Source organism: Microvirga splendida (genome assembly GCF_016427565.1).
Taxonomy (GTDB): domain Bacteria; phylum Pseudomonadota; class Alphaproteobacteria; order Rhizobiales; family Beijerinckiaceae; genus Microvirga; species Microvirga splendida.
Genome location: NZ_JAELXT010000003.1, coordinates 79,937 through 93,675 on the forward strand (window position 1 = coordinate 79,937; position 13,739 = coordinate 93,675).

6 protein-coding genes are annotated in these 13,739 nt (G+C 63.8%); all 6 read left to right on the forward strand.

The annotated features are described in order from the left end of the window. The first annotated feature begins 16 nt into the window (after positions 1-16). The 6 genes from JAO75_RS04505 to JAO75_RS04530 all read left to right on the forward strand — a co-directional run bounded on the left by JAO75_RS04505 (position 17) and on the right by JAO75_RS04530 (position 13,521). A complete protein-coding gene (locus JAO75_RS04505) occupies positions 17-1,435 on the forward strand; it encodes a mannose-1-phosphate guanylyltransferase/mannose-6-phosphate isomerase (RefSeq protein ID WP_199047039.1) in 1,419 nt (472 codons plus the stop codon). After that, positions 1,413-5,153, forward strand: coding sequence for a right-handed parallel beta-helix repeat-containing protein (locus tag JAO75_RS04510; protein ID WP_199047041.1), 3,741 nt, complete (start codon positions 1,413-1,415; stop codon positions 5,151-5,153). The genes JAO75_RS04505 and JAO75_RS04510 overlap by 23 nt, the downstream gene beginning before the upstream one ends. Positions 5,154-5,160: 7 nt before the next feature. After that, positions 5,161-6,258 (forward strand): alginate lyase family protein, encoded by a 1,098-nt coding sequence (locus JAO75_RS04515; RefSeq protein ID WP_199047043.1) that lies wholly within the window; start codon positions 5,161-5,163, stop codon positions 6,256-6,258. Next, entirely contained in the window at positions 6,258-9,188 is a 2,931-nt protein-coding gene (locus JAO75_RS04520) for a tetratricopeptide repeat protein (RefSeq protein ID WP_199047045.1), read from the forward strand. The genes JAO75_RS04515 and JAO75_RS04520 overlap by 1 nt, the downstream gene beginning before the upstream one ends. 72 nt (positions 9,189-9,260) lie before the next feature. Then, positions 9,261-12,113: a tetratricopeptide repeat protein gene (locus JAO75_RS04525; protein ID WP_199047047.1), complete on the forward strand. Its 2,853-nt coding sequence runs from the start codon at positions 9,261-9,263 to the stop codon at positions 12,111-12,113. 58 nt (positions 12,114-12,171) lie between these two features. Further along, positions 12,172-13,521: a tetratricopeptide repeat protein gene (locus tag JAO75_RS04530; RefSeq protein WP_199047049.1), complete on the forward strand. Its 1,350-nt coding sequence runs from the start codon at positions 12,172-12,174 to the stop codon at positions 13,519-13,521. Positions 13,522-13,739 lie beyond the last annotated feature (218 nt).

Genomic DNA, 13,739 nt, shown 5'->3' on the forward strand with positions numbered 1-13,739 from the left:
TTTCTGGAGATCAACAATGGACAATATCATTCCGGTTCTCATGTGCGGCGGCTCGGGCACCCGTCTATGGCCGATTTCGCGGTCCAGTGAGCCAAAGCAATTTCATGCACTGTCCGGCAACGAAAGCCTGTTCCAGCAGACGGTTCAGCGCTTTCGCTCGGAGCAGTACGCCGAGCCTCTGATCGTCGTCAACACCAACCATCGCGATCTCGCATTGCGGGAGATCGGGCAGCTGAGCAAGGGGACGGCTCGGCTCCTGGTCGAGCCATGCGTTCGCAGCACGGGCCCTGCCATTGCGGCCGCCGCGGCTCTGATTGCGGAAGAGGATCCGGACCGGCTGATGCTCGTCGCCCCCAGCGATCACGTCATCGAGCAGACTGAAGTGTTCACGCAGGCGGTATCGCGAGCCGCCATGGCAGCACGCCAGGGCCAGATCGTTCTCTTCGGTATCCGTCCGACCCATCCCGAAACGGGTTTTGGATATATCGAAGTCGGTGAGGCTTTCGACGAAGCCAGCTTCAAGGTCGCGGGCTTCGTCGAGAAGCCGAAGCAAGCCGCAGCAGAGGCGCTGGTGGCCGAAGGCCGTCATCTGTGGAACAGCGGCATCTTCATGTTCACGGCTCGGACCATTCTGGAGGAGCTCGAACGGTATGAGCCGGACGTCCTGGCCTGCGCCCGCCGGGCTCTTTCCACGGCCCACCGCGGCAACGACACGATCCGCCTCGCCGCCGATTTCGACACGGCTCCGGTCATCTCGATCGACTATGCCGTCATGGAGCGAAGCGACCGGCTGGTCTGCGTTCCTGTCGCGCCGGAATGGCGCGACCTCGGGTCCTGGTCGGCCCTGTGGGACGTGGGAGGCAAGGACGACAACGGGAATGTCTCCCGCGGAGACACGCTCCTGCACGATGTGCGCAACAGCTATGTCGCCGGAAGCTCCAGGCTTGTTGCCGTCATGGGCGTCGAGAAGGTCGTCGTGATCGATACGGCTGACGCCGTGCTCGTAAGCTCCCTGGACCAGGCCCAGAATGTCGGCCGGCTCGCCGCCGAACTTGCCGCTGCGAAGCGCCCGGAAGCCAACCTGCACAAGAGAGTGCGGCGTCCGTGGGGCTCATACGAGTCTCTTCGCGTCGGCGAGACATTCCAGGTGAAGCACATCATCGTCGATGTGGCAGGGCAGCTGTCGCTGCAATACCACCACCATCGCTCGGAGCATTGGACGGTCGTCTCGGGAACAGCCCGCGTCACGGTCGGCGAGAAGGTCTTCCTCATGACGGCCAACGAGTCGGTCTACATCCCGAAAGGCGACGTGCACAGGCTCGAGAATGTCGGCGACGAAGAGCTCCACCTGATCGAGGTCCAGTGCGGCACATATCTCGGCGAGGACGACATCGTGCGTCTGGAGGATCAGTATGACCGCATCGTCACGATCTGACGGTCGACGCCGGTTGCGTATTGCCCTCCTGTTCATGTCCATGGCGCTGACTCCCGGCGCCATGGCGCAGGGCGGCAATGAGGTCTCGCGCCTTGCGGAGGAGGCGCGTCAGGCTTTTCTTTCCGCTGATCAAAATGGCGCGAGCCTGAAGCAGAAGTCCGGGTTCTATCAGGTCGCAAGGGCCAGGGTGAAGCTGCTCGAGAAATTCGCCGGCCAAGACAATGCAGGCTCGGCGGAGCTGCGCGATGAAGCCCGTGCCGAACTCATGCGGCTCGCGGACGACGGATTGAGCCACGATATCCTCGGCTCCTTCCTTCTGCAGTCCTCCCTCGGTGACATTGCGGGCGCCACATCCACTGCGGATCGCGTGGAAGTCGGTGTGTTGCTTCATCAGCTTGCCAGCGAGCAGAGATCGCCCGCCTACCGATCCGCCGCTTTCGTCGATCTCGCTCAGGCCTATGCGAAGGCCGGCGCTCAGGATCGTGCACTGAGATATGCCTCCCTCGCCATGGAGGCGGCCGATCAGATTTCCGAGCCAGGCACGCAAGGGGGAGCCTACAAGGCAGCTGCCCGCGTCGCAGCGGGGCTGGGGCCGTCGGGCATGGTTCTTGCGGACCGGGCGGTCAATCGAATTGCTCTGTCCCGCGACCGCGCCCATGCGCGCCACGAGCTGGCGCGACTCCAGCTTAAAGGCAGCCCCTGGGAGAAGGCCGCGGACGCCAAGTTGGCGGCAGAGGCGAAGAGGCGTCTGGAGTCGGGAGATCTCTCCGGAAGCACCCTCATGGCCCTCTCCCTTCTGGACAGCAAGGCAAGGGACGAACTGCTCTCCAGCCTGGCCGAAGCTGCGATTTCCCGGCAGGATGACAGGGCGGCTCTTACAGCGGCCCAGGGAATGGTGAGCCCGAGCTCTCAGGAAAAGGCCATCGGCACGCTCGTCAGGAATTATGTCGATCGAGGCGTCGCCCTCAGGGCTTCCAGCATCCTCAACACCATGCAGGACCGCCCTGGCAAGGTTGCCATTCAGCTGAGATTGGCCGCCGACCTGAAGCAGGCCGGCTACGACGCCATGGCCGGTCAGCTTCTGACCGCAGGCACACGGCAAGTCGATGGCTATAGCGAAGCCCAGCAGCGTGCCGTACTTCCCAATATCATCAGCGCACTCACCCGATCCGAGCGCCTGGACGAGGCATTGCGCTATGCTGCGCGGGTCGGGTCCGACCTAGAGGGATCGTCCGCGCTCGGGGATCTGGCGAAGAAGCTGGCGGATCGCGGGCGGGTGGCCGATGCCGAGGTCCTGCTTCCACGCATCGTCGACAAAGACCATCGCTCGCATGCATTGAGCGGCATTGCACGGGCAAAGGCAAAGGCCGGAGACACTGCCGCCGCCATGCAGGTCATTCCCGACCTCACCGACACGAAGGATGCGGACCGTGTTCTCGCGTCTGTCGTCAACGCTCACGCCTGGTCCGGCGACTTCAGTCAGGTACTGCCGTTGGCCGAGCGTATCCAGAATGCGGAGGAAAGGCTTGCGGCTCTCTCTGAAGTCGCGCGTCAGGCGCGGCGGCAAGACAAGGGAGAACTGAGCGGTAGAGTCCTGGACGAAGCCGTGCGGGTAGCCGAGGGGCAGGAAGCAGGCGCGCGCGACAAGGCACTCCTGGAGATCGTCAGGTCTCTCGCAGTGGAGGTGAGCAAGGCTCGGGCGGGTGAAATCGCCGGAAGCATCGCCGACGGCGGCATTCGCACGCGCGCAGAACAATTGATCGTTGCAACCGAAGCAAGGGATCTGGTCGAAAAAAGGCGGCGTGGGGAAATCCCCGATGCTTTGCTGTTGCGTGGCATCAAGAAGGTCGAATCCGATGAGGACAAGGCGGAGATTGCGCTCGAACTCGCGGCTCTCCCGGGCGGTGGCATTCACGCAGCCGACCTGATCCGCTCGATCCAGGACAGGCGCCTTCGCCGGGCGTCTTTCCGGCGCTTGGCAGAATTGCAGACTGAACGTCTCGCGCGTCCTTCGGAAGAGGAGCGTGATAGTGGCGGACCGGAGGACGTGCAGACGGTCGCATCCGTTTCCGAAGAGCCTGAGGACGAAACCCAGGAGATCCAAACCCGAAGGGGCCTTGCGCTCCTGACGGGTGATGCCGGTCAGTCCAGAAGTGCGGTGGGGCAGCTCCCTCAGAGCTTCGTGACGGCCGAAACCATCAGGGCCGGCACGCCATGGCCCGCCGATGCAGTGGTCGGGAGCACCTTCGCGAACCACAATCCCTACATTGCGAAGTTCTTCGAGGATGACGAGCAGGGAGGTGCGCGCCTGGAGCAGGCGATCCGGCATCAGGGCCTGTCCTCGCCGCGGGTTATCGTGGTTCAGAGTGGTGTTGCGACCCTGGGAATGGTGGCTCGCCAGATGCAGGGCACCGACGCGCGGGACCTCATCGAACATGGCACCGACGCCGTGACGGTGCGTGCGCCGATTTTCGTCGCCCCCGGAGCCACGCTCATTCTGTCCCGTCTTGACAGCCCGGTCTATCGACTGAGTGCGGACGCCGGCGCCTTCATCGTCAATGCTGGCAATGTTCACATCGTCGACGCAGAAGTCGTCGGCTACGACGAGACGTCCAAGCAGCCCCTTTGGGCCGACACTGACGAGCCCGCAAAGTTCCGGCCTTTCCTCCTCACCTGGGGAGACGGGCGCATGAACGTGGCGTCGTCCACTCTCGTGGCGCTCGGATATGACAACGCCAACTCCTTTGGGTTGAGCTACTCGTCGGGACCGGAGCGGGTGGCGGAACTGCGCGACCAGGCGCGCCCCACAGGCGTGGTGGTGGACAGCGTGCTCCACAACCTTCACTTCGGCTTCCATGCCTATGAGGCCGAGCGCATCCAGGTTGTCGGCAACGAGTTCCGCGACAACGTCGTTTATGCTCTGGACACTCATGATCGCACGAGAGAGACCACGATTGCTCTCAACACGGTCTATGGCACGAAACAACGGCACGGCATCACTATCTCGCGTGAGGTCAATGACGGGCTGGTCATCGGCAATATGTCGTTCGACAATGCCGGGTCGGGAATTGTCCTCGACCGCAACAGCACGAATAATGTCATCCATGCCAACAGCTCCTTCCGCAACGAGCAGGACGGAGTGAGCGTGTTCGAGAGCTCCTGCAACATTCTCACCAACAACTATCTTGCGAGCAACAGGAGAGACGGGCTGAAGGTGCGCAACAGCATCGATGTGGGGGCCTACTCCAACCGCATCGAAGCCAATGCCAATTCCGGAGTCCGCGCCTACATCGCCAACATCCTGGCCCAGAAGGGTGGAGCAAGCCAGAATCCTGATCTCGCCGGCTATCTTCCGCTGACCAGCTTGTCTCTCAGGCACAACCGATTTTCGGCCAATGGCGTCGGCATCAACGCCCAAGGGGTGTCGAGCCTGTCGATGTCGTCGAACAGGTTCGTCAAGCAATCCCGTCGTCTTCTCGGTGGAGACATTCGTGGGCTGGAAGGTCAGATCCTGCGCCTTACTTCTCATTCCGATGTGGTCGTCGCAAGCACATGCCGCCCGGCAAAGCCCGTTTCGGTGTGCCGCCTAAGGGATCAAGGCTTCTTCGAGGGGGGCAGCGAGTTGCAGGTTTTTGGCCCTCAGGGAGGATCCGATTGCACCGATGTCGACGGAAGCATCCAGCATCGTGCCTTCTCCAGCACGCCTCAAGGCATATAGGAGCAGCATGAAACCGGTTCTCATCGTCCTTCTGCTGAATGTTCTGACGATCGGTTCCTCCTACGCTCAGACCAAGGGACACGGACTTTTCGACGTGGAATTTCGCAGAGCCGCACTGGGGCAGCCAGCTTTCACAAGCGCGCGCGCGGCTTGTCTTGCCGTGCCACGCGATCCTGCCTGGAGCAGCCTCAAGCCCGTTGAGAGCCTCAAGGCTACCCAGGGCTACGGCACAGACGGGGCTGCCAATGATTACGCCTGGGCCGTCATGGTGCTCACCGGACGGGCGCTTGCGGGCGATGCAGCTTCGGAAGCCGCCCTCCGTGATCTTCTGCTCACCTGGGCTAAATCCAAGGCTTTCGCCAACACCGAGGTCGAGCACGACGCCTATTACGCCTTGAAGCGCGTGCTTCTGCCGACCGTCGTGGCCTATTCCGTCCTGCAACGCGGGTTGGACGAGGGGCAGAAGCGGGAGCTGTTCGAGTGGATCGATCCACTGGTCCGCAAAACGGATCGGACTTTTGACGGCGTTGTCGACCGCAACAATCACCGCGATCTCGCAGACAGCCTGCTGATGACATGGGGATCCGTCAGCGGGGATGAGACCCTCTATGCAAAAGGCCATGACCGATACCGGAGCATCCTGGCGGAGGCGCGCAATGACGGAAGCCTTGCCCTGGAAACCAGGCGAGGCGCCAGGGCTCTCTGGTACATGCGCCAGTCTCTGTCGAGCCTGACCGTCATGGCGGAGGTGGCTGCCACGCGCGGCACCAACCTTTATGACCTTCGGGCCAAGGAGGCGAACTTCGACCGCATCCTGTCCTATCTCCTCAACGGCATCGTGGAGCCCAGCGTCGTCATGGCCTATGCGTCCGAGAACTACATCCCGGGCGGAGAGACGGATGCCCGTCGCCAGGATCTGGGCTTCATGACGAAACGCAGCCACGGGCGTCACTACATGGCGTGGACCGAACCCCTGGTGGCGAGGGATCGCACAGGTCTTGCGACGAAACGGCTGAAAGCGTTGTTCGTCCGCAACCTTCGTTCGGATCGGCCGCTCATCGATGAGTTCGTTGGCGGCAATGCCACATGCTTCTGGGGGCGTTGATGATGAGAACCAAATCGCTCCTCGCCGGCACTGTCGCGCTCCTGGCTATTCTGTCGGCGCCAGCCGTTCACGCTCAGGACTCGGGGAGCGCGGAACTCAAGGCCCGCTACCTTGCCGTGACGGCGAAGATGGAGGCGTTGAAGCAGCGGAGCGATCCCGAGGCTCTCGTCGAGCAGGCGCAGCTGCTCCAGGATGGGGTTCCAGTCAGCGAAACCAATCCTCTGAAAGTTCGCCGCCCCGAAGAGGCAGAGCGCCTCTACGACAAGGCGCTCGCAGTGCCGGGAGCCCACTGGCCTTCCGCAGCCGTGCGCCGCGCCAAGCTCATCCTGTCGCGCGACAAGGACCAGTCTTCCATTCAAAAGGCGATGGACCTCCTGCGCCGGGCTGCAACGATGCAGAACAACGAGGCGGCCTTCCTTCTGGCCGGCTTGATGGAATCCGGTGCTGGGGGAAAGCGCGACATCGAGGCGGCGAAAAATCTTTACCAGATCGCCCTGCGCTCGGAGCACGGGCCGTCGGGCCTCGCTCTCGCGCGCCTGGAGACCGATCCTGCCAAGTCGAACGTGTTCGCAACGCAAGGCCTGCGGGTGCTCTTCCAGGAGGCCAGGCAGGGATCGGCGGAGGCGGCGAGAACTCTGGCCGATCACTACCGGACGACGGGTGACGGGCCGGAGCGCCTGAGCGCCGCGGTTGAATGGTACCAGCGGGCCGTCGAACTCGGCGACGCTGAGGCCGCCCTGCGCTTGGGGCGTCTGCGTGCCGATCCGAAGGCGCCCCTGCGCCAGCCGCAGGAGGCCCGCAAGGCTTTCGAGAAGGCTGCCGAACGCGGCTCGGTCGAGGCTGCCATGATCCTGGCGGAAGATCCCTACAATGGGGCCGCTCTCGGCGTTCAGAACGGCGTCGCGGAACTGTGGCTCAACCGTGCCATCGAAACGAAGGCGCCCCGCGCGCTGGTTCTGGCAGCGGAGATCCGCAGCCAGTATGGCGATGAAGGACGCGCGGCTGCCAAGGGGCTCCTGCTCGAGGCGCTGCAGCGGGTGGAGGATGATGTCACGGCGCTCCTGGCTCTCGGGCGCCACGTTCGCGATGGCGTTCTAATCGACCGTGATGTGCCGCTTGCCCTCAAGCTCTTCGACAAGGCGGCGATCAGCGACAACACCACGGCCTATTACGAGTTCGCCCGTACCGCCCTGAGCCACCAGGAAGCGGTCACGGAAGCAATGCTCCGGTCGGCCATCGACCGTCTCAGAACTGCGGCCGAGCGTGGTCATGTCAAGGCAACCGTCGCCATGGGAGACGCGCTGATGCTGGGCCAAGGGGTTCCGGCGTCGCAAGATGCAGCCATGGAATGGTACCGGCGAGCTGCCGAGAGCGGATCTCCTGTCGCGTATATCCGCCTTGGCGATGTTTATGCTGGGCGTTCCGCAGGGCTCGAGGCACCGCGGGCCCTGGAATGGTACCGCAAGGCAGCGGAAGCCAACAGCGCCATTGCGATGGTCCGCCTTGGCAAGATGTTCAACGAGGGCAGGGGAGTGCCGCAGGACCAAGCGCTCGCTGCAACGTGGTTCAGCCGCGCGGCGGCGGCCGGCAGCGGTGCTGCCATGGTGGAGCTGAGCTCCCTCTACTCCCGCGCCGGAGGGCCGGGGCATTTCAGCCTGGCCCGCGATGCGCTGGAAAAGGCAATCCGCGCCGGCGATACCAACGCTCACATTGCCTTGGCAAAGCTCTATCTCGTCCGCGGTGAGCGAACGCTCGCCGAGATGACGCTCAAGAAGTCCGCGGACAGCGGCAACGCGGAAGCCGCCCTGAGCTTGGCGGAGCTCTATCTTTCCGGTCAGGCAACAGTGGAGCAGCAGAGCGCCGCGCGTCGGTGGCTCGCCTTTGCCGAAAAGGCCATGGCGAAGGACGACGAGCAGGCCAGCCGGATCGCTTCGATGTATCTGCGGCTTCCCGATGCAGGATCCATCGAGCACGGCTCTTCCACGCTGGAGGCACTGGTCCGGAAGAACAACGCCGAAGCCATGACGCTGCTCGCAACGGCGCTCCTGCAGGGGGGCGGCGTGCAACGCGACCCGGCGCGGGCCGAAGCCCTGTTCCGCCGCGCCATTCAGCTCGGGCACGACAGAGCGCGCTTCATTCTGGCCAAGGCCTATCGGGACGGTGACGGCTTGCAGCGCGATCCAACTCGGGCATTCGCCCTCTATCGTGAGATCTACAGCGAAGAGCCAGGTGACACCAAGATCCAGATCGCCTTGGGCGATGCCTATGCCCGTGGCGACGGCGTCGATCCGGACAGGCGTCTGGCCGCCGAGTTCTACGCCCAGGCCGCCCGTCAGGGAGATCCTGACGGACAGGTTCGACTTGGCACCGCATATCTCTACGGCGCCGGAGTGGACCGCGACAGCAAGAAATCCGACTACTGGTTTTCCCGCGCGGGCGAAGCCGGAGTGATCGAGGCGAAGGTTCAACTCGGCAGCGCGAAGCTGTCCGGCCTCGCCGCAACGGTCGATGCGGAAGGGGCGTTCGCATCCTATCTTCGCGCGGCGGAGGCAGGCTCACAGCCGGCGATGATCGAAGTAGCGCGCGCTTTGATGAAGGGCTTCGGCACCCTCGCCGACCCGGCTCTCGCCAAGGTGTGGCTGGAGCGGGCTGCCTCTCTCGGTTCGCCGGATGCGATGTTCGAGCTCCACCGTCTTCACGACATCGGCACGAGGCCGAATGCGCGCGAGGCCGAGCGGTGGCTCAAGCAGGCCGCGCAGAGCGGCCATGCCGCCGCCATGTACCGCCTCGCTGTCCGCCATCGGCAGGGAACGTCGGAGCAGGACAAGGCAGCCGCTCGCGAATGGCTCGAGAAGGCTGCGCAGGCCGGGCATTCGCAGGCGGCCAAGGCTCTTCAGAAGCTCGCCGTGTCGCCGGCCGAGCCAGGATGAGAGGTTGACGCTGTGGCAATGAGCATGAGGCAGCCGGCCTCGGGACAGGTTCAGGCAGAACGGAGCGTGACAATGACGATCCTCACCCGCTCTCCCAGCACGAAAGCAGGAAACGTCATGGTGCAATCCCTTGCGACTTTTGCCGGCACGGCATTGACTGCGCTCATGGTCTTCGCGGGCTCTGCCGGAGCCCAGGTCGCGCCTTCGCAGGCGCTGGCACCAACCTCGGATTTCAGTAAGATCTGCACACCGGCTCCCAAACCCTTCCTGACGCGGGATTGGAGCAAGTGGGACAAGTCGCAGCCGGTTGTCGATCCCGAAGAGATGTATGACGCGGCCGTGGCGTATGCGGAAGGCAGCGCTACTCTCAAGCGCGACCCGGTCACGGCGAAACGTCTGCTCGAAGACCTTTCGGAGCGGGCATGGTCGGGGCGAGGCCGGGCGCATTACCGCCTCGGCAAGCTGCTTCTCGACCCGATTGCAGGACCTGTCGATCCCGAGCGAGCCGCAGCACATCTTGCGACCGCCTCATCCATGCTGAACCTGGATGCGTCCGTTCTCCTGGCCGAGCTGCATGAGGAGGGCCGGATCGGGAATGCCAGTCTTGCGGAGGCGGAGCGCCTCCTTCGTGCGGCGTCCACGGCAGGCCATGTGGATGGCCTCCTCGGCCTGGCGCGGCTTCAGCGCAGCGGACGTCTCGGCACGGCGCCTCAGACCGCAACCAACGACCTCGTCAACCTTGCCCTGCAGTCCCTTCATGGCGACCTGAGCAGAGGCCGTTGCTCCGCGCTTTACCGTATTGGACTGATCCTCAGCGACGAAAGCCTCGTCCCTGGAGGCGTCCAGGAAGCGATCAAGTGGTTCGAGGCCGGTGCCCGCCAAGGCGACATCAACGCCGATTTGGCTCTTGCCGAGATTTATCTGCAGGAGCGCGCCAAGGCTGCCCCGGACCGCTTCATCTCTCATCTCGAGCGGGCCGCGGAAGGCGGAAAGCCGCGTGCCATGACGCTGCTCGGCGAGCGCCTCATGCTCGGAGATAAAGCGCCGAAGGATGTTTCGAAGGGCATCGCATGGCTGGAGCGGGCCGGCCTCAATGCCGATCCTGAAGCGTATAAGCTTCTTGCGCGGCATTATCGCGGAGAGTTCGGAGCTGGCCAAGATCTGCCGAAGGCTGCAGATGCCCTCCTGAAAGCGAGCCGGCTGCCGGGTCACAGCACAAGTGTTCTCGTCAATCTTGCGCGGCTCTATGCTGCTGGCGTGAATGGCCAGCCTGATGTCGGGTCGGCGCTGACTTATTATCGCCAAGCCGCCAATCGGGGCGATGTCGGCGCCCTGACCGACATGGCGAAGCTTCTGCTCAGCCATCCGCAGGAAGGGCGCCCCGAGGAGCCATTGCGGTTGCTCAAGGAAGCGGCTGCCCGCAACGATCCTGACGCCATGGGCGCTCTTGCGGATCTGTATGCCTGCAGCGCAATCGTTGCGCCCGATCCCTCTCAGGCGCGGGCCTGGTTGGACCGCGCAGCGGAGATGGGGCATATCCGCAGCATTCTGGCTGTTGCCTCTCAAGATGTTTCTGACGAGGCGACAGCCAGGAAGAGCGCAGCCTCCCTCCTTCGCGCCGCGGAGCGAGGCGACCGGGAAAGCATGGTTCTGCTTTCTCATGCCCTGCGCTCGGGCCAGGGTGTGAAGCAAGATCAAAAAGCGGCCGACCGTTGGCGGGATGCTGCGCTCGCGCCGGGGGAGGGACGATCCCGCGCGCTGCTCCTCATGGCTCGCAGGATCCTCAGCGGTGAAGAAGAAAATCAGGATGTCGGCGCGGCAAGGACGCTTCTCGAACAGGCTGCACGGGAGGGTGAGCCGGGCGCCCAGTTGGAACTCGGCCGTCTTCTGATCGGGCAGCGCGAGAACAGGGCCGATATGCTGCAAGGCGTGCAGCTTCTCCAGGCGGCCGCAGCCTCCGCCAATGCTGCAGCCATGCTGGCGCTTTCCGACGTTCCGGGCGAATTGCTCTCCCCGACCGGCAGGAGTGCGCAGGAATGGAAGAGAGCCGCTGCGGAGACGGGCAATGCACGGGCGGTCATCGCGCTTGCGTCTGCTGCGAAGGAGGATGCGGAAGCGGCACGCTGGCTTGCTCGCGCCGAGGCGAGTCCGGTCTGCGCAACGAGGGATATGATCGAACTGGCGCAGGCCTATCACAAGGCAGCCGGCCCCCGGCATGATGAACGTGCGCGACACTGGATGGAGAAGGCCATCGGCAATCTCCAGGGCGGCGCAAAAGATCCTGTAACGTCGTTCATGGCGGGGCGGGCCATGATCGACGGCGTTGGCGGATGGGCCGACAAAGAGGCGGCCATCGCCCATATCAGGTTCGCCGCCGATGCCGGGCGGGTCGATGCCATGCGGTACCTCGGACGCGGCTACATATCCGGTCAGCTCGGCGAGCGGAACATGCAGATGGCCGTTGAGTGGCTGTCGAAGGCTATGCACCACGGCGACGGCAGCGTGGCGGCCGATCTGTCCCGCCTTGCCGCCACCCCTGGCGGCGAGGGAGTCGCGGCCGTTGCCGCCCTGAAGAAGAGCGCGGAGGGCGGCGTTCCATCTGCCATGCGCGAGTACGGCCGCAGCCTGCAGCTCGGGTTGGGGACGTCGCCACAACCGGATGTCGGCGCCTCCTGGCTGCGAAAGGCTGCAGAAGCCGGTGACATTGCTGCGATGAAGGAGCTTTCGCGGGCCTATGCCTCCGGCTATGGCGTCGAACTTTCGGCCCGCTCCAGCACGGAGTGGCTGCAACGTGCCGCACAGGCCGGCGATGCAGAGGCCATGCAAGGCTTGAGCCTCGCCATGACCTTGGGCTTCGGAACGGATGTCGACCCCGTCGCGGCGCAGGAGTGGTTGAAGACGGCCGAGGGGGCGACCCGGAAGTGAGCCGACCCTTGGAACGCCCAGTGCATGCAGCCGTCTATACAGACCGTAGGAGAGACAAATGACGAGAGCAGCCCAGATTGTGCTCCTGAGCTCTTTGATCGCGGGCCTTGCGCCCGCGGCGATGGCGGCTTCCAGTTCGGGCAGCGGGTCGAAGCCGAGATCACCCCAGGCCGCCGTGCCGGCCGCGGCGCCGAGCCAGGCGCAACTCCGGGCCATGTCCACCGTGCGTCTGTTGAAGCTGGGGCAGAAGGCGCTGACGGCGGAGATGGAAACGCAGGACTTCGTGACAGGCCTCGATGCCGCCAAGATCGCGTCCGCCCGCGGAGACCGTGAGGCGACCCGCCTCATGGCCAAGATCATGGCTCGCCATCAGATCATTCTCGGCGATGCCGATCGCGCAAAGCTCGAACGGCGCTTCCGGTACGAGGCTCTTCGCGGTGCATCGAGTTCGGTTCTCGCTGTTGCCGCCATGTATGACCGCGGCGACGGTGTTCCGGCCGATACGAAGAAGGCGGCGGAATGGTACCTGTGGGCTGCACGAGTCGGGCACGAGCGAGGCATGGCACATGCGGCCTATGCCTATGGTACGGGACGTGGGCTCGAGCGCGACGAAGCGACAGCCCTGAAGTGGCTGGAAGGCGTGAATGAGGGGCGCCAGCGGAGCACCCTTCTCGACATCGGATGGGCTCTCGTACTGGGCACGGAAGGGGTAAAGGACATGCCGTCCGCTCTCCGGTTCTTCGAACGCGCGGCACAGATCAAGCCCAGCACTGTCTATCAGGTTGCTCTCGATCTCGAGAGAGGGACGCGCGGTATCCAGGATCGCGACGCTGCGGGCCACCTGATCCGGGTTGCCGCCGAGCGGGGCGACAGTGGCGCGGCCACTCATCTCGCCAATGCACTTTCCGGCAGTACGGATGTGGAAGATCGGCGGCGCGCGGTGCAGTGGTACAGCCTTGCCGCGCAGGACAAGGACAATGTTGCCGCTGGGCAAAGCCTCTCGCGTCTGCTTGCGCTGCGGCCGTCCGGAGAGCTCGTCTCCGAGATTGTCGCAGCCCTGGAGAAAGCGAGGGCGGCGGGAAACACCGAAGCTCTCATTGGCTTGGCGCATGCCTACTCGGAAGGAATCGGAGCCGATGCTTCGCCAGAGAAGGCGGCCGCCCTGCTGCAGGAGGCCTCAGATGCGGGGAGTCCCGAAGCGAAGTATAAGCTGGGACTCATGTATCAATCGGGGGTAGGCGTCACGGCCGATCTCGGCAAGGCCGTCGAACTCATGACGAGCGCTCGGGAGAGCGGCTATCCTCTCGCCGCCGTGGCGCTGAGTTCAATGACCGAGCCGGGCACGACGAACTCCGTCAAGGAGCCGGCCAAAGCCACGGACCAAGCAAGCGAAGCGACCGTGCAGTGATCTAGGTCCGCTAGAAAAACGGCTTGTGGCTATCATTCATTGAACCATGTGATGCAGCACATGCCGGATGCTCCGTGCTCGTTTCCGCATCAGGAACAGGCCTTTGCTCCCCTGCTAAAATGAACTGCTCTTTTTGAGCGAATGTTGTTTTATCCATGTAGATAGGGAGATGATCATCTCATTGAGAAAGTATGCAGATATAGAGTGTATTTATTGAG

Excerpts from the sequence above, each read along its gene's own strand:
- JAO75_RS04510 (WP_199047041.1), top strand. The coding sequence starts at position 1,413 with ATGACCGCATCGTCACGATCTGACGGTCGACGCCGGTTGCGTATTGCC.
- JAO75_RS04515 (WP_199047043.1), top strand. The coding sequence starts at position 5,161 with ATGAAACCGGTTCTCATCGTCCTTCTGCTGAATGTTCTGACGATCGGT.
- JAO75_RS04525 (WP_199047047.1), top strand. The coding sequence starts at position 9,261 with ATGACGATCCTCACCCGCTCTCCCAGCACGAAAGCAGGAAACGTCATG.
- JAO75_RS04520 (WP_199047045.1), top strand. The coding sequence starts at position 6,258 with ATGATGAGAACCAAATCGCTCCTCGCCGGCACTGTCGCGCTCCTGGCT.
- JAO75_RS04530 (WP_199047049.1), top strand. The coding sequence starts at position 12,172 with ATGACGAGAGCAGCCCAGATTGTGCTCCTGAGCTCTTTGATCGCGGGC.
- JAO75_RS04505 (WP_199047039.1), top strand. The coding sequence starts at position 17 with ATGGACAATATCATTCCGGTTCTCATGTGCGGCGGCTCGGGCACCCGT.